Genomic DNA, 22,354 nt, shown 5'->3' with positions numbered 1-22,354 from the left:
CCTATCGATGGCAGGCTATGCAGCGTGCATTGTTGGCCCTGCCGTGGCAACGATAGCAGCTGGACGGGTCAACCTTGCCTTCAATCTTGTGAATTGTCAGAAAGTCCCCGCGGTGAGGCATTTCGCGATCGGGACGGTACCCATATTTTATGGAAGGCTTCATTTCCACTTGGTTGGTATGGCAGTCACTGCAGAATGCCTGCTTGTGGCAGGTGGCGCAAAGGCGGTCGTCCGAAGAGGCATAGAAACGGTGGTTCTTAACGAACGCCGTAGTATGGTTGAAGTTGGCAAACGGCTTCATGGTCCCCTTTTGCTGATCCTCGTGGCACTCAGCGCAGCTTACCCGCCCGGCGGCAAGCTCTTCAGGATGGGAGGCCGGAAGACTCGGCAAGGTTTTCATCTGGGCACAGGCCGCAATCGTAACAAGCAACCCGGCCAGAGCCAGGATAGGGAACATCATGGTGAAGCGTTTCATTTCGAGCCTCCTTTTGACGCGTAATTCATGTTGTATGTCAGTCGTATCAGCCCCTTCAACTCATCAACGAACTGCGGATTCTGGCCGTAGCTGATATCACCAGAGAGTGCCAGCGCAGGGGTGATATGGTAGCCCAGCGAACCGATGACTTCCCAGGCGCTCGGCCTGCCGTTGATATTCTGCTTGAAGAAGTAACCGATGGCGTCAATGGCGGAGAAATATCCCTTGGTATCATGCATGGCATAGACACGCGCTTCGTGGAAGGAACCGGATGCGTTCGGCGCGGGAAAAAGGGCGAAGTTGGCGCCCGAGCGTAGATAATGGTAGCCGAGGCCAGCCCGAACAGTTTTGTCGAGCAACGTCAGGCGGGCATCGCCGCCAAAACGATCGGCTTGACCGATATCCCGGGTATAGTGTTTGTAATCACCGCTGAGTTCGAAGAATTTGTTGAACTCATAGGATGCGCGGCCGCCAATGGAACGGGAGCGCTCGTTCAGCCGGTCGACCATGCTGGCAAAAAGGATCGAACTGAAGAACATGTCGCGGTTATGGTATTCGTTGAATTCGCCCGTCAAGACCAGGTTGCTGATTGGCCTGACGTTCAGCAGATAGCTGTGCTCGGCGACTGCCTTGGTTTCAGTGTTGTAGCTGGTGTGCCCCATGATGTCGAAAACACGGTGGGGAGAAAACCATACATCGCCCCCTACGAGCCTGTGACTGCCGAACTTACCCTCGTTTTCAAGCGCTATATTGGCAGGGCTGGTGAGATGGGGGGCATCGCTTTCATACACGCCGGATACTCCCAGCTCCAACATTCCTTTGTAGCGGTAATTCAACCGCCCACCTATGATGCCATCACCTTTGCCGTCGGTACTTTCATTCGCCATATGAGCGGTGTGAACGGTAGCGCCACCAAAGGCGGAAATACCGAATCCCAGAGGCAGGTCGGTCCGTGCACTAAGGCCATCCACCTGCTCGTTGACGATTCCCTCGTTGACGAAAAAGCGCCCGGCACGGATCTGGGCATTGGCCTGATCGAAGCGGTAGTTGGCGTAGGCATAGGTGATGCTACCATCAAAGGTGTTGTTGTTGAAGCTCTTGTCCGCCAGATCCACACGCCCCCACCCGTACAGATGCACCGAGAGCTTGCCATCCCCGAGCTTGTCAGCGTCAAGGGTCAGAAACTCGGTTGCCGGCGCTACGAAATCTTTGGTGGAACCGGTACGGCCATCCTGGAAAAATCGCACGATAGTCGTTGAATCAACCGAGGTGTCTGCCAGGGCAGCGGCAGGCATGGCCGACAGCAATAATGCCGGCAACAAATGGTAAAGCAGTTTTTTCATAAAAGCCCTCCTATCCTGAAGTAAGCACATACATAACAAGTGTTTTTTATACTAACGAATTCTCTGGAATTAGCGGATGGACGAACCTTTGACGCCCTGCTACAAATGTGCCAAGCAGCGCATAGAGGAGACCAAGAACGTATTCATGTAAAAAACAAACGCTTATCTCCGGTACTTCCTGTGCATGAAGAACAACCCATCAAGCCATATGGCGACATCGGCTGTGCCCTGTACGCGATTTGGCTCACCCACCCTTGCATGTGGCTCCTTGCCCGCTGTCGGCCGATCCGGAGTATTTTATATACTTGCTGTAATTCGTTTGCCATGGCCATGCATTCTGCTGTACGAAAAAAGTAGATCCTTGGCCGGTGAAGACATCTTTATCATTCAGCGAAAGAGATACAAAAGCGATGCGAAAAAATCTATTTGTTTTTCTGATACTCATTTCCAATTCCGCCGCCTATGGAATGGTTTACTCCTGGACCGATACAACAGGTATCACGCATTACGCCAATAAAGCCTACGAAATTCCTGCCCGGTATCGGGCCAGAGCCAAATCACTGTATCCGGAACAGGCAGATTTCACAACGACTCCTCAAACTAAGTCCGCAGCCCAGCCCACCTCCCCCCAAGCCAAGCCGGAAGTGCCGACGCCGCCACAACAGCCTCAGCCCGCCGCCATCGTACAGAAGGCAAAACCTGATGAGACGGTCAGCATCAAGCCGCAGGTCGTAGCACCGCAGCCTCAGAAGAATTCTTTCGAAAGGGAAGCAAGAAGAGAGCAGCGCCGACAGGCAAGAGAAGCAAGGAGGGCCGCAGAAGGGGAATGAAAACGCTTATCGACTGGCCGAATTTTCTCTCCAAAATAATAAGCCCTGGCGAACCGGGGCTATTTCCTTAAATTTCCGTTCTCCATTTCAAACGATTGGCTTGACTGGTCGCAAAAACACCACGAAAGCTCCGCTGCCACCCATCTCGCGCGGTGCTGGCGCGAATTCCACCACGAACTGGCGGCCGGTTTCCCTCAGCCAGCCTGCCACGGCCTGCTGCAATACCGGCTCTCCGGGGGAATTATTGCCCTTGCCGGTAATAACCAGGACCGCCTTCTCTCCATGCGCACCAGCACTTTTCAGAAAGCGTGAAAGCGCTTCCAATGCCTCCTCACGGGTCAGGCCATGCAGATCGAGCTGCCGATCGAGGGTTATGACACCTCTCTTCAACTGACGCAGACGATTGCCCCCCAAGGGCTTCAATTCTTCGTCCTCGGGCACCTGCTCGCTGAAGGTCTTGTCCAGCTTGAGGCGGCCAATTGCCTGAGCGAACGTTTCGCGTTCAACCCGATCGACTTCTGCCGGAACGGCAACAGGCGGTTTCACCGTATCGGGCCGCGTCTTTTTCGCCTCGGCTCCATCAGCCCCCTTACGGTCGCCATCGACCTTGCGGACCCCTTCCATGGCCTGCAGAAATAGCGCGCTATCGTCGGTGATGGCAGTCGGTGGCTGCACCACAGGCGGCCGTGAAGGTTCCTGCTTAGCCGGAGGAGCAGATATGCTGATCCCCTTGAGTGCGCTGAAAGGGGTGGCGCGGAAAGGCGCCTCCTTCGGTCTGTTTTCCGGCGCTTTCTTCCTGGCCATCAGTCCTTGGCCACCAGCGTGATTTCGATCCGCCGGTTCTTGGCACGCCCTTCCCTGGTGTCGTTGTCGGCCACGGGCCTGTTTTCACCGAAAGCAGCGGCAGAGAGATTTGTGGGATCCAGTCCCTGCTGTTGCAGATACTTGGTGACATTGATGGCACGCGAAGCCGAAAGCTCCCAGTTCGTCGGAAAAATCCGCGTCAGCGCACCGTTGATCTGGACATTGTCAGTGTGGCCCTCGATGCGGATCGCCTTGTCTTGTACCCCCTTGAGGGTGTCCACCATCTTCTGCAGAATCACCAACCCATCCGGCTTGATGTCAGCCTTGCCCGAATCGAACAGAATTGCCGCTTCCATGTTGACGGTCAGCTTGCCCTTGAGCTCGGAAATCGTCACCTGGCCCTGGGCAATCTCGTTTTTCATGTTCTGCAGCAACTGCTCGTAGGTGCCACTGACCTCACGGACTTTCTCTTCTTTGGTCTTTTGCAGCATGGCTATATCTGTTCTGAGTCCCTGATTCTCCGCTTCCAGGGCTGCCATCTTCTGACGCAGATCGCTGATGCTGCGGGACAAGGTGTCGGTTTTGGCAGCCAACAGACTCTCCAACTCCTTCTTTTCCCCTGCCAGTGCCTGCTTGTCCCGTGACAGACCGCCTGCCTCGCCCTTGAGCCTGTCATACTCGCCTTTCAGGGCATTGTTCTCCGATGTCAGCTTTGCGTGCTGCTGCTTCAGGTCGTCGAGCTCGCGGGTCAGGGTATCGGCTTCCCCGACCTTCTGCAGATACCTGCTCTCCGCGACCAGGCACCCGTTCAGGGCGATAACAGTCAGGGATGCCGCTGAAAGATAGATGATGCGCTTCAACATGGAGTCTCTCCTTATGGGTGGTACATGGATACGATGCATTGCATCAACAGAAGGCGACAGGGCGGAGGAAGCCCGTTCTGGCGGCGAAAGCCCGGCACCGGTAGAATGGAGCCGACAGCGATGCAACCATCAGCTCGAGCAGGGTCAGCCCAGGAATCTGCGTTATTTCCGCATAACATATCGAGGAAGCATGCGCGGCAAGCGGTAAGAGCGGGGAGTTCGTGCCGGACGTGGCGCACATGGGCGGGACAGCCGCCATGGGCTTGCGGCACAGCAGGGTTACGATCAGCATCGGTGCGGCGGTAGTTTCGGACAGATCGGTCATGCCTGTCAGGTTCCTCCGGATTTCTTTTGGAGGGAGCTGAAGATCATGTCCAGGACAGCCTTCTGCCGGGCTTCGAACTTGTTCAGCACGGCCAGGCACGTACCCATGGGGCAGAGCTGGTGCAGCACGTCCGCCTCTCTCCCGGAGAGGATCACGATCCGGTTCTTGTCCATGCCGGCCTGGATGGCGAATCCCAGGAGTTTGAGGCCATCCAGGGATGGCATCTCCAGATCGATCAGCAACAGATCGTAACAACCGGCCTTTATGCGGTGCAAGGCGGTAACGGGATTATTGCAGATCTCCACCTGCAGCAGGGGGTAGGTTTCGCGAATGTAGCCGGAGAGGAAGCTGGTGAAGCCCTGGTCATCATCAATCAGCAGAATTCGGCCCATAATGCCCCACTATAGCTGATTTTCGACAAGGCTTGAAACAAAAAACCGGAGAGGGAAGGGGGAAGCACCGATTGCGACACGCATGGCGCATCAGGAAATCCGAGCACCGGCACCGGTTGCCGTTCAATAACAGGCGAGAATATCATCCCTTCTTTTTTTGAATCCAGGCGCTAATGGCAACGCATACATAGATTACCGCCAGGATAAATCCGATAAAAATCCAGTCCGCCATGCTGAAACCGAACATATTGACTCCTTTACCTTCTATGACCTTTTGAAGGCCTCGGCCGCCTCGGCAGCCAAGCCCAATTCCTGGTAACAGGTTCCGAGCAGATAATAGATTTCGCTCAGCGGAAACTGCTCGGCAAATATCTGGTCCGCCAGCACATCCTCAATGATGGCGGCTGCCTCGTCGTTATGTCCGGCATCATGCTGCTCCACCGCCACCGAAAGAGCCGTAAGGTAATCCACTGGCGGCACGAGTGGAACCCTGCCGGAAAGAATCGAAGCGATGCGGGCCTCGAACCGACGTTTTTCCTCCACACCGAAGCCGGCAGCGACACTCTGCCAGATTTCGGCCGCGGCTTGATAGCGTCCCAGCACATAGAGCGTTTCTCCATAGGCATAGGCCGCATGGTGCAGCCCCGAATCGAGCTCAAGGGCTTTTTTCAGATATTTCTCCGCCTGGTACCAGCTGTCCACGGCCAGGTGCAAGGTCGAGAGGCGCGATCCCCTCTCCATGAATGTAACCGCGATCTCAACCAATAAGCCGGGATTGTCCTGATCCAGCAAGGACAGGATCTTGAGAAAATTGATCTTACGATCGAGATAGGGAGTATCGACCTCCTTAGCCTCAAGCATGATGACCTGCCCCCCCAATTCAGAAACGATGTGGGGATAGGCCTCCTTCAGCACTTCCGCATAGTGTACGGCGAAAGCACACTCGGGATCGAGCCGCAAAGCCTGGTAGATGCCGCGTCCGACCATGTCGTAATCAGGCCCTCCCGCCTTCTCCGCCGCCGGATATTCCTCCTCCAGGAGCGGGATGGGGGGCCGGCCTTCCCAAGGAAGGTGGACAAGGCCATCCCGACCTGTCAGGACATATCCGGCCGATGGCGAAAAATAGCGGATGCCTTTCAGGCGGGTGGGCTCAGCTTCGGTAGTGGCGTTCATTTGTTTATCCTGTGCAGTATGAAAGTTTGTGGTGCCTTCATATGAAAACGAAAATCCGCAAAGATAGGCACACGTCGAATGCCGCCTGTGGTGTGCGGCATTTGGAAGGAACTGCCCGGAATCCTCACGCGGGGCTGTACCTTCCGATTATCACCGGAAAAATCAGCTCCTTTATTCTGGCGATGCTCTTCTCGGCAGCTTCCAGTGCGATATTGCGCTCCTGCTCTTCGGACCAGTGCATTGCATCGAGCAGGGCCCGGTGAGGATATCCCAGCGGCTTTACCTTTCTGACAAAGGAATCGGGCAGGCGTGGGTCCAGTTCGACACCGTTCATGACGGCCCAGGCGATGCTCCAGGCCCGGGCCGTGTTCATCAGGTCGTATCCGCCGCCGCCCAGCGCCACCCAGGGGATCTTGAGCGCCTTGAGCTTGCGCATTATATATCCGTAGCTGTGGGTGGTGATCTCCAGGCGCGTGAGCGGATCGGTGCGAAAGGTATCGGCGCCGATCTGGGTCACGATCACATCCGGATCATAGGCGGCAATCAGCGGATAGACGATCTCGTCGAAGGCCTTCATGTATATTGCATCGTCAGTATGGGCGATCAACGGCAGATTGACGGTATAGCCGCATCCACGTCCTTCGCCGGTTTCCTCCTCGAAACCGGTGCCGGGAAAAAAGTAGATACCGCTTTCGTGTAGCGAGATGGTCAGTACCTGGTCGCTGTCGTAGAAACCCTCCTGCACACCGTCGCCATGATGGGCGTCGATATCCAGATACACGACCCGCCGGCCACGAGCCACCAGCCAGTTTATCGCCAGTACCGCATCGTTCAGATAGGAGAATCCCGAGGCCCGGCTACGATGGGCGTGATGCCAACCGCCGGCAAGGTTGAAGGCGACTTCGAAGCCCTCCTCTTCAACCAGGCGTGCCGCCTCCCAGGTTGCTCCGGCCCCCAGGGCGGCACATTCATACAGTCCTTTGAAGACGGGGCAGTCGGCATCACCCAGCCCGAAAAGGAAATCGGCCCGGGGCTCATCCGACAGACTGAACTCCTTCAATCGATCGATGTAGGCCGCGTCATGGAAGCTGAGAACCAATTGTTCATCCACCGGACGACAATCGCGGATCTCCATCTCCGGCAGATCCAACAGCCCATAGGCATCCATCAGATCACGAGCGAGATGATAGCGCTGCAGTTTGAAGGGATGATCATCGCCGTAACTGTAGCTTCCAAACAGGGGCGAATATATCAGGGCAGTGCGGGGGACAGGCACGACTGTTCCTTGGCATTACTGAAAACCGGTGCGGGCCATAGTGCACTATTTTCATACATCCGTCTATGGCCAATCATGGCGGAACGTGGGACCGGAGAACGATCGACGGAAGGGCTGAGCTGTGTGGCAACGAAGATGATATGTTTCGGTGGACGCCTTGCGAGTGGAATCTGCAATGATATACTCAACGTGGAGGTATGACATGGGCGATCAACTCAACGAACTTCGTCTGCTGTACCTGCGGGAAAACCTTACGAAACTCGAGGACAGCCTGCTGGAACTGCAGAAAGCCCTTGCCGAACTTGCGGCAAAACCCGTTGCCAAGCCCTCTGATGCTGCAATCGACGACGACGCCCAGTGTCAGAATCGCACCATGTATACCGGCACTACCTTCGAAGCAGCCATGCGCGCCATTCCTCCAAACAGCACCATCGATTCGATCGAGCGCAGGGACGAGGGCTGGATAGTGAAAATAGCCGATCGCTGATCCGCTTCCCACTCCGCCGCCGGTTGATGCACGTCCCCTGATCTGTCACACTGTCCACCACAGAAATGGTGCAATCCACCCCCATCCCCAGCAGATTCACTCAGGTGCCATGCAACACGACGCCTGTCCCCACAGACCAGGCGCCTATCGAATACTTCTCATTGGATCTCGGCTTTATAGTCGGCTATCGTATACCGTATCTCCTCGACATGACTCTGGATATTTTCGATGTATTCATGATCGGCAGAGTTTTCGTCGCTGACATTGTTCTTGATGGCAATCAGCTTTGTTTCGATGTTGTCGGACAATTTGATGATTTCTTTCAGAATGTACATGATGGTGTTTCTATCCATTGTTGCTCCTTTCGGAAGTGGGCTTTGTGACACCCTGAGATCGTTCAGTCCCTGTTGCACCCCGGTCGGATCACTTGACCGGCAGATCGTGCGCGTCCTGATGGCAGGTCAGGCACTTCGGGTATTTCTGAAGCAATTGCTCGTTATGCGGCTTGGCATGACAGGACTCGCAGCTCGGTACGGAGCGGTGTTTTTTATGGCATGATGCGCAGTTGACCTGCCCATGCTTGCTCCGCGTTTTGCTCCATTTTTCGTATATCGTGCTGTGGCAGGCACTGCATGTCCTGACATCCCCGTCCTGCTTGAAAACGATCTCGCGCGGCATATGCACCGGATGGCACGGAGTGCAGGTTTTGAAATCCTGGTCCTTCAGATGGGGCTTGTGGCAGGCGCTGCAATCGGGCTTGTATCCGTGGCTCGTATGGCATGCGTTGCAGGACAGCTTGCTGTGTGCACTGGGAAACTTCTGCAACTGTTCGCCGGCCTCACGGTGGCATATCGTGCATGAGTCCAGCATGGCTTTGGACAGGGGAACTTTGGCAATGGCATGCGGATTGTCGTGGCAGTTCGTGCAGGCAACCAGCTTTTCGCCATGGGGGGTGGCGTGGCAATTTCCGCACCTGGGCATCAGCTCCTGCCAATTCCCCTTCACCGGATTGTATTCGTGGAGTTTCTTGTGACATTCCTGGCAGGAAAATCTGTGTCGACCACCATCGATCTTGAGATCTCTGAAAATGGAGATATGGCACTGTCCGCACTGGACCGTAGTCAGCGCTTCCGGCTCAGCCGCATAAAGGGCGGTTGACGCTTTTGGCAGTGCAACGACCTGGCCGCTGAGGCTTTGCTGGGCCGCAGTGGGTGCCGATTCTGCCTGTCTTACCGCAGACAGCTGAATGAAACCGGAAAAAATCAGCAGGAAAAGTACCGCCGATGCCGAGACTGCCCGGAATATTCTGAAGCGATCCCGTTGTGGTGGTTTCATGAGCTATCCCCTTTGCGGTCTTATGAACTGCTCCGATGCTCGATCCTGCAGGCGGTCGTCATCGTTGCTTTGTTAAGATTCACACACAATTAAACAATCGATTTCGGCAAAGTCAACTGACCTTATTAGCATTTTTTAAAGCTATAAAAGGATTTTGAACGAAGGCCGCTTGATATCTGGGAGGTTGCATGCTATACATCACGTCATACACGCTTGTGAGTACAAGGCACTAACAAGCATTGGCGAAGCGGGGAGCTCATCAAGCCCCCCGTTTTTGCGTCTTTACGACCTGAACCGGTAAAGGAAGGATTTTTTGGAGGAATGAGCGCAGGGAAATACGTTTGGATTCCCGAGGTAGCAAGCCTGCCCGGGATTTTTGCAATAGAAAAACCGGAACCTTTCGGTGATTTTACAAACTATGTAACGAGGAACGTGCAGCACGCACTGCAGTTCAGACTCAAGTCCGAGTGCCAGAAATGGTGCAAAAAGAACCTCAATCTTATACCTGATAAAATCTGGCAGCCCACCAGGGTTGCCAGTAATTTGGACTGCCAGTTCTGAGAACGGCCAGCCATCAACACAAGGAGGCAACACCATATGACCAAAGCAGAATTTGTAGCAGCAGTAGCAACCAAAACAGGCTTGACCAAGGCTGCAGCAGCCGAAGCCGTCGACGCTTTCACCGGTACCGTCGCTGAACTTCTCAAAGCCGGCGACAAGGTCACCTTCCCCGGATTCGGCACGTTCAGCGTATCCGAGCGTGCAGCACGCACCGGCCGCAACCCGCAGACCGGGGCTGAAATCAAGATTGCAGCCTCCAAGAGCGGGAAATTCAGCGCCGGCAAGGACCTGAAGGGGCTCTAAGCCACCTCGAATCACATGGTGGACAACACCACCGGAAACAACAGCGGGGAACCTCTTGATGGGTTCCCCGCTGTTGTTTCCGGGCATTGTGAACGCTGCCGCCGGATATGAAGACAATATCCGGCGGCCGGCCCTTATGCTCCGATGCGCTCTCCAGTGCCTATGCCGACGGGCCGGCGAGGAGAGCCATCAATGCCCGCCTTTCCACCAGCGCCCGGATGTTTGACACTATTTCGACACATTCTGGCGAGTGGCACTCGCTGTTTTTCACAAGCATCTCGATCGTCATGTCCAGAAGCGTCCATTCCTTGACCCTGCGACAATAGTACCGGTAATTGTCGAGCAGGACCTCCAGGGCACAGAGTACATGCTCCGGTTTCCGCACCAAAAGCAGCGACATGTGTGCCATCAGCTCCCTCGTGAGCCGTTTTCCGTATTCAGGCGTGGCCGATCCATTTTCCGAGAAGTGGCTGAAGGCACGAGCGGTAACCTCGACGATGCGTTCATGTGCCACGTTCAGGGAAGCATTTTCCGGAACAGTCACCCCATACCAGGGGTTATTACCGTTAAGGGAATTATTTGATTTCACACGCAGGGACGAACCCACTGGGCACCTCCTGACCCGAACTGAACACCAGTATGTCTGTTAAGCATACCTCCAAACCGTTGACTGGCAACCGCTTCGGGACGTAATGCTCCCGAAGAGGGCAAAAAAAAAGCGGGGAGCACCACAATAAGGGCACTTCCCGCTTTCCTGCTGATGGAGTCAGCCATAATCGTCGAGGTGCAAACTCAACCGAGGGACGACCTGGCTCCTTTCTTGCCAAGCATAATTCCCAGCATTATCTCATCCACCTGAGACATGCCGATTTCGCCAATGGTGCTCATGTGCCTGATCGTCTACTCGGCGCTTTTTCCGACAAACCCCTCTTCATCCGTAATCCCGTGGCCATTGAGTGCCATGTATGCGGCGCGTATGGCGGAATCGACGGAACTGACCACCTTGAGCGCACAGCCTCCTTTGGCACCATCGCACAGCATGCCTCCCAGATCGCTTATCAGCGTATTGACCGCCAGATTGATCGCATGCATGTCCTTGCCCGCGGTCTGGTAGACCATGGCAACGGCAGCCCCAGCTCCTGCGGCGATGGCGCAACCGCAGATAGGTGCAAGATCGCCGGTAACACTCTTGATATATGCATTTACCAGATGGGAAAGTCCGATGCTCTTCAGAATTGTGGTTTCGGGAATGGAGTTCGCCATGCCTACACAGTACGGGACGAGATGTTCATTGAAGGCTAAACCTTTGGGGTGGATTCGTGGGATGTCAGACAGTGTCTGACGCGCAATCCTGGGAACAGGAGGAAGTGTCATGGACTGTACACGTCGGCGGTGAAACAGCATGCCGGACAGGTGCAATCGACAGCGCCTTTCCTTCTGCCAGCGCAGAGGCAACCTTTTTTCTAGCCCTGGCCAAGAGCCGTTGCACTGTACCGCGGGATACGCCCATGTGCCGTCCGGCGTCCTCCTGGTTGAGTTCCCGGTCATCACAGAGAATGAATGCCTCCAGCTCATCGTGATCAAGACACACCACCTCTAAATCAGAGAGCCTGGAACCGGCCGGCTTGAACAGCTTTTTGTGGCACTCACGGAGCTGGCAATTGCAGATGCGATTCTTTTTGGGACGCGGCGCCATGGATAAACGCTCCTTACTTATTTACCGCAGCAGCCGTGTCCGGTGTGATGGTTTCCGCAACATTTCCTGCCATGCCCGGAGCATGAGTCGTGACTCTTCCCCTCATCCGTCAGTCGGTCTTTCAAAGGTGCCTCAACACCGTCGGCAGTGCTCCTTGTGTCTTCTGCTTTATGCATGGTACATAACCTCCGTGTTTTGTGTATATGCACATTACCGCTATTGGCATTTCCCGTCAATGGCATTTGACGACAAGAGGGATGCTTTTAAAGTCAGGGATTTCGGAGAGGACAGAAAATGGGAAGAAGAATTAAGAGTGGCGGGACTTTTATTGAAGGGCACAATGAAAACGAGGAGTGCGGAAACAATCGCAGCTCCTCGTTTTTATTGGTGGAGATGAACGGGATCGAACCGTCGACCTATGCGTTGCGAACGCATCGCTCTCCCAGCTGAGCTACATCCCCGTATGTTTTTTATTCAGCCAGTTCCATCAGTGGCAAGGTGACCCTGAAAGCCGCGCCTTTTCCTTCGTTGGCCGCCTCAATGGTCCCTTTGTGATTCAAAAGTATCCGGTTGACTATCGCCAGGCCGAGCCCGGTGCCATGGCGTTTGGTAGTAAAAAATGGATTGAAGATCTTCGGCAGCATCTCCGGTGAAATACCACCGCCGGTATCAGTTATGCTAACCATAACATGCTCTTTGTCAAGAATTACCTTTTCCACCGCCACCTGGATGTCGCCGCCATCCGGCATCACCTCGCAGGCATTGAGCATCAGGTTCAGAAAAACCTGCTTGAGCTGATAGGCATCCCCCAGAACAGGCCAGGGATGGCCGCCAAACGAGGCGTTCAGGCGGATATTGTTATCCTCCAGGCTGGTGGCGCAATTTTCGAGACATTCTCTCAGTATTTCACCGAGTTCGCAGTAATTGTAGCAGATGGTCGGCTTGCGGGAGAAGGCCAGGATGTCGGCCAGCATTTTCTCCAGGCGGCTGATCTCCCTAACGATCGTGTCGGCATAGCGATGCTCCCGGCTTTCATCCGGCAATGCTTTGAGCAATCTTCCCGCAAATCCGCCGATGGTTACCAGCGGGTTCTTCAGCTCATGTGCCAGATTGGCAGCCATCTCGCCGATCGCAGCCAGCCGCTCCCCATGCATCAGCCGTTCACGGGCATCCTGCAGATTGGAATGGGCGTCTTCAATGCGGTTGTAAAGCATCGAATTTTCGATCGCCATGCCGGCCTGGCTGGCGAACAGCTTCAGGAAATGCAGGTCGTCCAGGCTGATCGGGGTTGCGGAAACCGGGTTGTCGACCACGATCATGCCGAGGTTCTTGTCCCGTGACAACAGGGGGACCGCCGCAAAAACAGAGACTCCCAGCCTCCTGATCGCTCCGCAGGCGGGACAGCCAAGCTCGCCGTCATCAGGCTGATCGGCGTAATGCAGGCGGTTCTCTTTAACTACCTGTCTGATCAGCGGGCATTGTTCATCAATTTCGATCCGGGTAACCCTTACACGGCAGCAAAATTCCGTGGCCCGCTGATGGGCCATGGCTTCATCGCTGATATCCCAGCGGCTGCTGAGCGATGTTTCACTCTCGCCGACAACAACCAGACCCTCGACGGCGTCCGGAGTCACCCCCAGCATGCCCTGCAAGACCTCTGTCTTCTCGTTGCGCATGAAGAGCATTGCGCGTTCGAATATCGGGGATGGACCTGAAATAAGTGCGGTAAGGATGAGATGGGTCAGCTTGTTGAGGCGGATGGTGGACAAGAGGGTATTACTGAACTGGTACAGCAGAGCCAGCTCGTTGAGTTTTTTGTCTGCTGCACCGATATGAGGGGTACTGACGTCAGCCATGGGCACCCGCTGCCAGGAGTGAAGATGCAGAAGCTACAAACGCTTTTCCTTTTGCTCTTCTTCCATTTTGCAGTTTATGCAGAGTGTGGTGACCGGCCGCACCTTGAGACGAGCTTCGGTAATCTCGTCACCGCATTCCTCGCAAATGCCGAATTCACCGCTATCAATGCGCTCAAGCGCATCCTTGATCTTATTGATCAGCCTGCGTTCTCGATCCCTGATGCGCAATTCGAAGTTGCGATCTGATTCCTGGGTGGCCCTGTCGGTGGGGTCAGGGAAATTGGATGAATCAGACGTCATCTCCGTAACGGTCTTGCCAGCCTCGCTCAAAAGCGTCTTCATCTCTTCGCTCAGCACGTTTCTGAAAAATTCCAGCTTTTCCGCATTCATAGCACAACTCCTGACTTCGGCGTGAATTCTATAATTTTAGTAACTCCCGTTGTTCAAGTCCAGTAAAAAAATGAGAGTTCACTGAATCAGCAGCTGCATCGCCTCATCGACCGAGGAGACACCGTGCAGCTTGATTTTTCCACTTCTGAGCCGTTTCAGATTGCCTGCCGGCAGAATGCAGGTTTTGAATCCCAGTTTTTCAGCCTCGGCAATACGCTGCTCAGGCTGCGTGATGGCCCGCACCTCGCCAGCCAGTCCCACCTCCCCCAGCACCACGGTCTGGGGAGCGATCGCCTTGTCCAGATGACTGGAAGCCACCGCCATGATCATGGCCAGATCGGCAGCCGGCTCGTTCAGCCGGGCGCCTCCGGCGGCATTCAGAAAAATGTCCTGACCGGTCAGGTGCATGCCGACCTTCTTCTCCAGCACGGCCACCAGCAACGCCAGACGGTTGTGATCCACCCCGATGGTGGTACGGCGGGGAACACCGAAAGACGTTTGCGTCACCAGGGCCTGCAGTTCCACCAGCAAAGGACGGCTGCCTTCCAGGGAGGTGGTTACCACCGACCCCGATGCTCCGAGCGGCCGTTCCGAAAGGAACAGCTCGGACGGGTTGGGCACGTCGCACAACCCCTCCTGCTTCATCTCGAACACCCCGATCTCGTTAGTGGAACCGAAACGGTTCTTGACGGCCCGCAGGATACGGAAAGGGTGGCTGCCGTCCCCCTCGAAGTACAGTACCGTGTCGACGATGTGTTCCAGCACACGCGGACCGGCAATGGCGCCATCCTTGGTAACGTGTCCGACAATGAAGACAGGCACTCCGCTGCCCTTGGCCATCATCATCAGTTTGCCGGCCGACTCCCGCACCTGGCTGACGCTGCCCGGGGCCGACTCCAGAGCTGTTGTCCAGATGGTCTGGATCGAATCGACCACCATCGCCCGAGGCTTGAGCGTCGCGGCGTGGCCCAGGATCGCCTCCAGCGAGTTTTCCGCCAGCACCAGCAACTGGCGATGGGAGGCCTTCAGCCGCTCCCCTCGCAAGCGGGTTTGCGATGCGGATTCCTCCCCTGAAACATACAGAACCGGGCCGCTCCCCTCTGCCAGATTATGCATGGCCTGCAGCAGCAGCGTCGATTTTCCGATGCCTGGATCGCCACCGATCAGCACCAGCGAGCCGGGAACGATTCCCCCGCCCAAGACCCGGTCCAGTTCGGCAATGCCGGTGACAAGCCTGGATTCCACCTGTGCCGGGACATCACAGATCGGTATCGGGCGTGAACGCTCCGCTCCCGGAGAAACCGCGCCCACTGCAGCGGTAACTTCTTCGGCCATGCTGTTCCATGAACCGCAATCGGGACATTTTCCCAGCCACTTGGGAGATTGGCAGCCGCACTTCTGACAGGTGAATATGGTTTTCTGTTTCAAGCCCTCTCCTTGCATCTATCTTATTGATTGTAGAAGCTGCCACAGCCGGTGTCAACCGGCGCGGATCAATGGCGCTGTTTTGACAAATATGGTTTATACTATAATATTAATGAGTTGTGCCGGGTTTTTTATCGGCACGGCAATCTTATGTCCTGCAAGACCTCTGCGCCGGCTCACGCACATGCAGGATGGCCAGCAACAGATGCTCACTTGCAGCTTGTCTCAACTTGAGCCCTCTGCTATTGTAGAAGGCCATATTATATGCAGTGGCCGACACAACGATGGCCGGCTCTGGAAATACTTTTTTCCCCACAAGGAGATCTCCGATGTCCGCACCCATAGAGATAAAACCGGGACTTTTCTGGATCGGTTCGGAAGACCCGGATCTGCGCACATTTGATGACCTGTTCCCTACCGAGCACGGCACCACCTACAACTCGTACCTGCTCAAGGGCACCGAAAAGACCGTGATCATCGACACGGTCAAGGCAAAGCGGACCGATGAATTCATGGACAAGATCAAGGCCCTGACAACCCTCGAAGGCATTGACTACATCATCGCCAACCACACTGAACCGGATCATTCCGGCGCCCTGGCCTATCTGTTGGAGCAGTGCCCGCAAGCTACCGTGGTATCCACCATGGCCGGCAAGAACTTTCTCACCAACCTGCTGCACCGGCCGTTCAAATCGCTGGTGGTCAAGGATGGCGACACCCTCGATCTGGGGGGGCGCACGCTGCGCTTCATCATCGCTCCATTTCTGCACTGGCCCGACACGATGTTCACCCGGCTGGAGGAAGAGAACATCCTCTTCACCTGCGATGCCTTCGGAGCGCACTACTGTTCTCCCGGCAAGGTCTTCAACGATGAGAATGTGGATTTCACCTCGGCCCGCCATTTCTACTTCGACTGTATCTTCCGCCCCTTCAAAGACAAGGTACTTTCGGCGGTGGAAAAGATCCGCCACGATGTAATCGACATGATCTGCCCCAGCCATGGGCCGATTCTCAGGAAAGCTCCCTGGCGGGCGATCGAGCAGTTCGAGAGCTGGAGCAAGCCGACCTCCTGGGCCAAAAAGGTGGTGATCCTGTACATCTCACCACACGGCAACACCGAGATAATGGCCCGGTCCGTTGCCGAAGGCGCCGCTGTCGACGGCATAGAGGTGAGCAGCTACCACATCAGCCATTTGAGTTCAAACGAGGTCAGAAACCTTATGGAAGATGCCGATGCCCTGATCTTCGGCATTCCGACCATCGCGCGGGATATTCCCAAGCCGATGTGGGATGTGCTGGCATACCTGAGCACCGTCAAGCTCAAGACGAATCTGGCGGGACTGTTCGGAAGCTACGGCTGGAGCGGCGAGGCCTGCAAGATGGCGGAAGAGCGCCTCAAGTCAATGGGCTTCAGAGTCACCGAACCGATTGTCAAGACCATCTTCACCCCCACTGCCGAAGCATTGAAACAATGCTCCGAACTGGGCAGAAGCCTGGCCGAAGAAGTCCTGAAAAAGGGGTGACCTCTCCCGGGGGCTCCCTTCGTCGGCGCGCAACGGAAATCCCCTGGACAACGCCTGTCCCAGGGGATTTTGTTCATAGGGCGTTTATCCGGCACAGGTACCGGAACAAGGAACAGATTCGTGAAAAGATTCATCATAGCCCTCATCTGCCTGATTGTCGGATATGCCGCCTACGTCGGCGTATCCTTATGGCTGATGCCGCCGCTGTCCGGGCTGGCCAACCGCAAATACACGACAACCATACAGGTCAAGGACTGGCACGGCCAATACCTTCCCTTTGTCGTCGGCCCGACGAATCGCTACTGGACCTCTTCCGGCCGTATTCCGGCCGAAATGAAATGGGCCGTAATCCTGGCCGAGGACAGCAATTTTTACAAGCACGAAGGCTTTGACGTGAAGGCTATCAAAGAGGCCATCAAGTACGACCTGGAAAAGAAAAGCTTCAAGCGCGGAGCCTCCACCATCACCCAGCAGACCGCCAAGAACCTGTTCCTCTCCCGCGAAAAGACCATCACCCGCAAGGTCAAGGAGATCTATCTGGCCTGGCGGATGGAGCAGGAACTGACCAAAGGGCGCATCATCGAACTGTACCTGAACGTGGCCGAACTGGGACCGCTGGTCTACGGCATCGGCCACGGAGCCCAATACTACTTCGGCAAGCCCGCCGCGGCTCTTACCCCGCGGGAATGTGCCTTTCTGGCAGCCATGCTGCCCGGCCCGCGGCTGGCCTACAACCCGTACAAAAACCTGGACCGCGTGCTGAAACGTTCCGACATGATCCTCAGGCTGCTGCGCCAGAAGGGCGTGCTCAGCGAGAGCGAATACCAGACCGCCCTGGCCCAGTCACCCAATATAGGCCGGCTCCAGCGCAAGGTGGATGAGAGCATCCAGAAGGAGGCGATCTTCACGGCCACCTCCTCGGCGCAAAAGCCGCTCGAGCCGTCACCCGCGCCTGACCGTCAGCCAGCCACTGAAACAGAAAAAATTCCCGGCAATGGTGAGCCCCCCGCCGGGAACGAAGCCGCACCAGCAGCCGGCCCGCACGAGGCGGCGCCGGAGAAGCAATAAATAACATTTTTCTTCACTTAGACCGCAAATGGATAGCACGATGACAACAGCCGCATGCAAAACCGACCTGAAGAACCTGAACCTCCCGGCCCTGGAACATTTCCTGCTGGGCCATGGCAAGGAGCGCTTCCGCGCCACCCAGGTCTTCAAATGGATCTACCAGCAGGATGCCCGCACCTTCGACGAGATGACCAATATCTCCAAGGAGCTGCGCCGGGAACTAACCGAAAAGGCCTTTATCAGCAACCTCGAGCCGGAGGCGGTCGAGGAGGGCAGCGACGGCACCCGCAAGTATCTCTTCAACCTGGGAGACGGTAATGCGGTCGAATCGGTGCTGATCCCGATCGAGGGGCGCAACACGCTCTGCATCTCGTCCCAGGCAGGCTGTGCCATGGGCTGCGAATTCTGCCTGACCGGCACGTTCAAGCTGACCCGCAACCTGACCACGGCTGAGATCGTCAACCAGATCATGGCAGTCCGGCGGGACATCGCCCGCAATCCCCCCACCCCCCAATCGGCGGATGATATCTGGGGAGACGACGAGGATGGCGACCGTTCGCAGTCACAGGCCGAGATCCGCAACATCGTGCTGATGGGCATGGGCGAACCCCTGCACAACCTGGACAATGTCATCCCCGCCATTCAGATCATGATCGACGGCAACGGATTGCAGTTCTCCAACCGCCGCGTGACCGTCTCGACCTGCGGACTGGTACCGCAGATGGCCCGTCTGGGGCGCGAGATACCGAACGTCAACCTGGCGGTTTCCCTGAACGCCACCACCGACGAATTGCGCAACCGGATCATGCCGGTCAACCGCAGCTATCCGATCAAGGAATTGCTCCGGGCCTGCCGGGAATTTCCGCTGCCCGGCCGCCGCAAGGTGACTTTCGAATATGTCCTTTTGGGGGGGCTGAACGATACGCTGGAGGATGCCAAGCGGTTGCTGCGCCTGATCAGCGACATACCCAACAAGGTCAACCTGATCCCCTTCAACGAGCATGAAGGCTGCGATTTCAAGGCCCCTTCCCAGGCCGCCATCGATGCCTTCCACAAATACCTGATCGATCGCCATGTAACGGTCATCACCCGCGACAGCCGTGGCGGCGACATTTCCGCCGCCTGCGGACAATTGAAGGGACGTCTGGGACAGGGGGGGGAGCCCTTGGCATAACCCCTGTTTCCCATGCTCGCACTCCAGCCTGAAGAACGAAAAAGACCTGCGGCAGCCAATGCACGCAGGTCTTTTTTCATGTTGTCGTCCCGATGATGATCGGGGAATGGTTACGGCTGATTCTTCATCGCCTCGGCCCGCCGGGTACGGTACTCGATTACCGGCTGATGGGTGGCGCTACGCTGCGGCCGACTTGCGCCCGGAGCCCCGGCTCGACCAGGCTTGGCCGAACCGCCCCAGCTCTTGCCCTGGGACTGGTTTCTGCCGCCGTTGCCGCCGGAAGACTTGGCATAACGCCCCTTCCCCGGGCCGCCGGGACGGCGGGCATTGTTGCCCGACGACACCCGCCTCAGCACGGTCAGCGGCGCCAGACCGTCGATGTTCTGCTCCGGCAGTCGCTTGCCGATGAAGCGCTCGATCCGCTCCAGGTAGCTCAGCTCCGAGGACGAGACGAACGAAATGGCGACTCCGCTCGCTCCGGCCCGGCCGGTGCGGCCGATGCGGTGGACGTAATCCTCGGCAAAGCGCGGCAGGTCGAAGTTGATCACGTGGCTGATGCCGGTCACATCCAGTCCCCGGGCAGCCACGTCAGTAGCCACCAGCAGGCGGATGCCACCCCGGCGCATACGCTCGATGGTCTTGTTGCGGGCGAACTGATTCATATCGCCGTGCAGCGCCGCAGCCGGATGGCCGTCGCGGGTCAGCTCACGGGCCAGATCATCGGCATCCCGCTTGGTGGCGGAGAAGATGATGGCACGGGTGAGTTTCTGGTCGCTGACCAGGTGACGCAGCAATTCCTTCTTGTGATGCAGACTGTCGGCCACGTGCAGGCGCTGCTCGATCAGTTCATGCGAAGCAGTGCGTACCGCCAGCTCGATGCGCTGCGGCTCGCGCAGCATCTTCTGGGCCAGCCTGAGCACGGAATTCTCCATAGTGGCAGTAAACATCAAGGTCTGACGGGTCTCCGGCGCACGGGCGACGATCTTTTCCATGTCTTCGCTGAAACCCATGTCGAGCATGCGGTCGGCCTCGTCCAGGATCAGCATCTCCAGGCGGTCGAGCCGCACGCTGCCCCGTTCCAGGTGGTCCAGCAGACGTCCGGGGGTGGCCACGATGATATCGACCGGTGCCGAAAGGAGCCGCAACTGCTCGCGGTAGGGCATTCCTCCCAGGAGTGAACCGCAGCGCAGCCTCATGCCTCGCCCGTAGGTGCGGGCGGCATCCATGACTTGGCCGGCCAGTTCGCGGGTAGGAGTCAAAACCAGAATGCGCGGTCCTTTGCCCGGAATGGCGGAAGGTGTTGTCAGGCGCTGCAGGCCGGGCAAGACGAAGGCAGCGGTTTTGCCGGTGCCGGTCTGGGCAGTGGCGATCAGGTCAGCCCCGGTCATCACGATCGGGATGGCCTGCTGCTGGATCGGCGTGGGATTGGTGTAGCCGCAGGCGGTAACCGCCTTGAGAATGGCCGGATTGAGGTTGAGTTCTGCGAAGGTCATACTATTTTCCTTTTTGGGCGTTGGCGGTGTCTGGACCGGAGCGCACGCAGGCCGCGGGATCAACCGTTGATCCTCGGGACAGGACGGCAGTACTGCGTGTGCAGGCTGTACAGTGCCGAACAGATGCAGCCGGGGCGCAAAGGCGCAAGCCGCATTGTGAAGGCACATAAATCTTCGCCTGCCAAGCATTCTGCCAACTTCGAGAAGTGGAGTGAATCAGGGGGTCGGTAAGCGATGATCAAAAAGAAAACAACGGACACCATGCCGTTGTTCGGGTGACAGTCTGACAGGTAGCATAGAGCTATTTCAGCAGAAACGCAAGCCATTATTTTCATGAAGGCTTTGCGACCTGCGCCGTGCCGGAAGGCCCCTGACTTCGGTTTTTTGGTGGCGGAAACAAGCCGGCGTTGCGGCCGACAGGTGCCGCAGATCAAAATATGATCCGGTCGGAAAATCGATGTAATTCCAATCCACACGGGCATTTTCAGGAAAATAATCGTTGAATTTTACCCCTGAAACCCGTAGAGTCTAATCCCTTGTACAATGCGTTTCGCCACTTCCCCATGAAGTGAACTCAGCAATCGCTGAAAGGAAAGAATAGATGACGACAACCATAGGCGTTATCGGCGGCAGCGGTCTGTATGACATCGAAGGGCTGGAGGGTGTCGAGCGGATTTCAGTGGAAACCCCCTTCGGTGCACCCTCGGACGAATATGTGACCGGCGTACTGAACGGCGTGAGGATGGTGTTTCTGCCGCGCCATGGCCGTGGGCACCGGCTCCTGCCCTCGGAGGTGAATTACCGTGCCAACATCTACGGCATGAAGCAACTCGGTGTCGAACAGATCATCTCCGTTTCCGCCGTGGGAAGCCTCAAGGAGGCCATTGCCCCGGGACATATCGTGATCCCCGATCAGTTCATCGACCGCACCAAGGGTATCCGCAAGGACACCTTCTTCGGCGACGGCATCGTTGCCCATGCCGGCTTTGCCGATCCGGTCTGCGGCACCCTTTCTGATACGCTCTACAACGCCGCCCGCGCTGCGGGAGCAACGGTTCACAAAGGGGGCACCTACATCTGTATGGAGGGGCCCGCCTTTTCCACCAGGGCAGAGTCGTTCATGTACCTGGGTCTGGGCGCCTCGATCATAGGCATGACCAATCTGACCGAGGCCAAACTGGCCCGCGAGGCTGAAATCTGCTACGGCATCATCGCGCTGTCGACCGACTACGACTGCTGGCATGAGCACCATGCCGACGTCTCGGTGGAGGCGGTCATTGCCGTGATCTGCCAGAATGTGGCCATGGCGAAGAACATCATCCGCCAGGCAGTGGCCGAGATCCAGCGGGAGCGGACCTGCACCTGCAGCAGCGCCATGCAGCACTCCATTATCACCGACCGTGCCGCCATTCCGGCCGAGGCAAAGGAACGGCTGAAGCCGATCATAGGGAAATACTTATAAAACCTCACCGCCAGAGAGAACACAGGCCACAGAGGAAACCGGAAGAACCGGATCATTTAACGAAACGGATTGACGGACAAGTCCTCGCAATCCCCCTTTA

At 56.5% G+C, this 22,354-nt stretch carries 23 protein-coding genes, 1 tRNA gene and 1 pseudogene; 7 read left to right on the top strand and 18 right to left on the bottom strand.

The window, feature by feature from the left end:
• Position 1: 1 nt before the first annotated feature.
• Both GSVR_RS02040 and GSVR_RS02035 read right to left on the bottom strand, forming a co-directional pair.
• Positions 2–475, bottom strand: coding sequence for a cytochrome C (locus tag GSVR_RS02040; RefSeq protein ID WP_173201066.1), 474 nt, complete (start codon positions 473–475; stop codon positions 2–4).
• Complete coding sequence (locus tag GSVR_RS02035) at positions 472–1,818, bottom strand: hypothetical protein (protein ID WP_173201064.1); 1,347 nt, start codon at positions 1,816–1,818, stop codon at positions 472–474. Before GSVR_RS02035 ends, GSVR_RS02040 begins: the two co-directional genes overlap by 4 nt.
• A gap of 368 nt (positions 1,819–2,186) precedes the next feature.
• On the opposite strand from GSVR_RS02035, the gene GSVR_RS02030 reads away from it, so the two are divergent.
• Positions 2,187–2,648, top strand: coding sequence for a hypothetical protein (locus GSVR_RS02030; protein ID WP_173201063.1), 462 nt, complete (start codon positions 2,187–2,189; stop codon positions 2,646–2,648).
• 87 nt (positions 2,649–2,735) lie between these two features.
• On the opposite strand, the gene GSVR_RS02025 is transcribed toward GSVR_RS02030, so the two are convergent.
• From GSVR_RS02025 to GSVR_RS02000, 6 genes are all read right to left on the bottom strand, one after another.
• A complete protein-coding gene (locus tag GSVR_RS02025; protein ID WP_173201061.1) occupies positions 2,736–3,452 on the bottom strand; it encodes a Smr/MutS family protein in 717 nt (238 codons plus the stop codon).
• Complete coding sequence (locus tag GSVR_RS02020) at positions 3,452–4,315, bottom strand: OmpA family protein (RefSeq protein WP_173201059.1); 864 nt, start codon at positions 4,313–4,315, stop codon at positions 3,452–3,454. The genes GSVR_RS02025 and GSVR_RS02020 overlap by 1 nt, the downstream gene beginning before the upstream one ends.
• Before the next feature lie 43 nt (positions 4,316–4,358).
• On the bottom strand, positions 4,359–4,640 hold the full coding sequence (locus GSVR_RS02015; protein WP_173201057.1) for a hypothetical protein: 282 nt from the start codon (positions 4,638–4,640) through the stop codon (positions 4,359–4,361).
• Between the two features lie 5 nt (positions 4,641–4,645).
• The gene (locus GSVR_RS02010) at positions 4,646–5,032 is read right to left on the bottom strand and encodes a response regulator (protein WP_173201055.1); all 387 of its coding nucleotides are present in this window, start codon (positions 5,030–5,032) and stop codon (positions 4,646–4,648) included.
• A 264-nt stretch (positions 5,033–5,296) separates the two neighbouring features.
• Positions 5,297–6,205, bottom strand: a complete 909-nt coding sequence (locus GSVR_RS02005) for a tetratricopeptide repeat protein (protein ID WP_173201053.1) — start codon at positions 6,203–6,205, stop codon at positions 5,297–5,299.
• A gap of 124 nt (positions 6,206–6,329) precedes the next feature.
• The gene (locus tag GSVR_RS02000) at positions 6,330–7,481 is read right to left on the bottom strand and encodes an acetoin utilization protein AcuC (protein ID WP_173201051.1); all 1,152 of its coding nucleotides are present in this window, start codon (positions 7,479–7,481) and stop codon (positions 6,330–6,332) included.
• A gap of 202 nt (positions 7,482–7,683) precedes the next feature.
• Here GSVR_RS02000 and GSVR_RS01995 point away from each other — a divergent pair, with 202 nt between their 5' ends.
• Entirely contained in the window at positions 7,684–7,968 is a 285-nt protein-coding gene (locus GSVR_RS01995; protein ID WP_173201049.1) for a hypothetical protein, read from the top strand.
• Positions 7,969–8,126: 158 nt separating this feature from the next.
• Here the strand turns inward: GSVR_RS01995 and GSVR_RS01990 are convergent, their stop codons facing one another.
• Both GSVR_RS01990 and GSVR_RS01985 read right to left on the bottom strand, forming a co-directional pair.
• On the bottom strand, positions 8,127–8,321 hold the full coding sequence (locus tag GSVR_RS01990) for a hypothetical protein (RefSeq protein WP_173201047.1): 195 nt from the start codon (positions 8,319–8,321) through the stop codon (positions 8,127–8,129).
• Positions 8,322–8,391: 70 nt separating this feature from the next.
• Entirely contained in the window at positions 8,392–9,303 is a 912-nt protein-coding gene (locus GSVR_RS01985) for a cytochrome C (RefSeq protein ID WP_173201045.1), read from the bottom strand.
• A 597-nt stretch (positions 9,304–9,900) separates the two neighbouring features.
• Here GSVR_RS01985 and GSVR_RS01980 point away from each other — a divergent pair.
• The gene (locus tag GSVR_RS01980; RefSeq protein ID WP_173201043.1) at positions 9,901–10,167 is read left to right on the top strand and encodes an HU family DNA-binding protein; all 267 of its coding nucleotides are present in this window, start codon (positions 9,901–9,903) and stop codon (positions 10,165–10,167) included.
• Positions 10,168–10,327: 160 nt separating this feature from the next.
• Here the strand turns inward: GSVR_RS01980 and GSVR_RS01975 are convergent, their stop codons facing one another.
• From GSVR_RS01975 to radA, 7 genes and pseudogenes are all read right to left on the bottom strand, one after another.
• Positions 10,328–10,774 carry a hypothetical protein gene (locus GSVR_RS01975; RefSeq protein WP_173201041.1) on the bottom strand — a complete coding sequence of 149 codons (447 nt, stop codon included), beginning with the start codon at positions 10,772–10,774 and terminating at the stop codon, positions 10,328–10,330.
• Positions 10,775–10,959: 185 nt separating this feature from the next.
• A pseudogene (locus tag GSVR_RS01970) lies at positions 10,960–11,451 on the bottom strand (L-serine ammonia-lyase, iron-sulfur-dependent, subunit alpha); the annotation flags it as partial.
• Between the two features lie 43 nt (positions 11,452–11,494).
• A complete protein-coding gene (locus GSVR_RS01965; RefSeq protein WP_173201039.1) occupies positions 11,495–11,863 on the bottom strand; it encodes a DUF134 domain-containing protein in 369 nt (122 codons plus the stop codon).
• A gap of 385 nt (positions 11,864–12,248) precedes the next feature.
• Positions 12,249–12,324: transfer RNA gene (locus GSVR_RS01960), tRNA-Ala, on the bottom strand.
• A 9-nt stretch (positions 12,325–12,333) separates the two neighbouring features.
• The gene (locus GSVR_RS01955; protein ID WP_173201037.1) at positions 12,334–13,719 is read right to left on the bottom strand and encodes a GAF domain-containing sensor histidine kinase; all 1,386 of its coding nucleotides are present in this window, start codon (positions 13,717–13,719) and stop codon (positions 12,334–12,336) included.
• Between the two features lie 33 nt (positions 13,720–13,752).
• On the bottom strand, positions 13,753–14,109 hold the full coding sequence (gene dksA, locus GSVR_RS01950) for an RNA polymerase-binding protein DksA (RefSeq protein WP_173201035.1): 357 nt from the start codon (positions 14,107–14,109) through the stop codon (positions 13,753–13,755).
• Between the two features lie 78 nt (positions 14,110–14,187).
• A complete protein-coding gene (gene radA / locus GSVR_RS01945; RefSeq protein ID WP_173201033.1) occupies positions 14,188–15,537 on the bottom strand; it encodes a DNA repair protein RadA in 1,350 nt (449 codons plus the stop codon).
• A 326-nt stretch (positions 15,538–15,863) separates the two neighbouring features.
• On the opposite strand from radA, the gene GSVR_RS01940 reads away from it, so the two are divergent.
• From GSVR_RS01940 to rlmN, 3 genes are all read left to right on the top strand, one after another.
• The gene (locus tag GSVR_RS01940; protein WP_173201031.1) at positions 15,864–17,057 is read left to right on the top strand and encodes an FprA family A-type flavoprotein; all 1,194 of its coding nucleotides are present in this window, start codon (positions 15,864–15,866) and stop codon (positions 17,055–17,057) included.
• 120 nt (positions 17,058–17,177) lie between these two features.
• Entirely contained in the window at positions 17,178–18,125 is a 948-nt protein-coding gene (locus GSVR_RS01935) for a transglycosylase domain-containing protein (RefSeq protein ID WP_173201029.1), read from the top strand.
• Between the two features lie 40 nt (positions 18,126–18,165).
• Positions 18,166–19,299, top strand: coding sequence for a 23S rRNA (adenine(2503)-C(2))-methyltransferase RlmN (gene rlmN, locus GSVR_RS01930; protein ID WP_173201027.1), 1,134 nt, complete (start codon positions 18,166–18,168; stop codon positions 19,297–19,299).
• Positions 19,300–19,409: 110 nt separating this feature from the next.
• Here rlmN and GSVR_RS01925 read toward each other — a convergent pair whose 3' ends face one another.
• On the bottom strand, positions 19,410–20,792 hold the full coding sequence (locus tag GSVR_RS01925) for a DEAD/DEAH box helicase (protein ID WP_173201025.1): 1,383 nt from the start codon (positions 20,790–20,792) through the stop codon (positions 19,410–19,412).
• A gap of 601 nt (positions 20,793–21,393) precedes the next feature.
• Between GSVR_RS01925 and mtnP the strand changes: the two genes are divergently transcribed.
• Positions 21,394–22,254 carry an S-methyl-5'-thioadenosine phosphorylase gene (gene mtnP / locus GSVR_RS01920; protein WP_173201023.1) on the top strand — a complete coding sequence of 287 codons (861 nt, stop codon included), beginning with the start codon at positions 21,394–21,396 and terminating at the stop codon, positions 22,252–22,254.
• The last annotated feature ends 100 nt before the right edge of the window (positions 22,255–22,354 follow it).

Source organism: Geobacter sp. SVR (genome assembly GCF_016865365.1).
Lineage (GTDB): Bacteria > Desulfobacterota > Desulfuromonadia > Geobacterales > Pseudopelobacteraceae > Pelotalea.
Note: the sequence above shows the minus strand (reverse complement) of the source record. Positions and strands in the feature narration are given on the sequence as shown.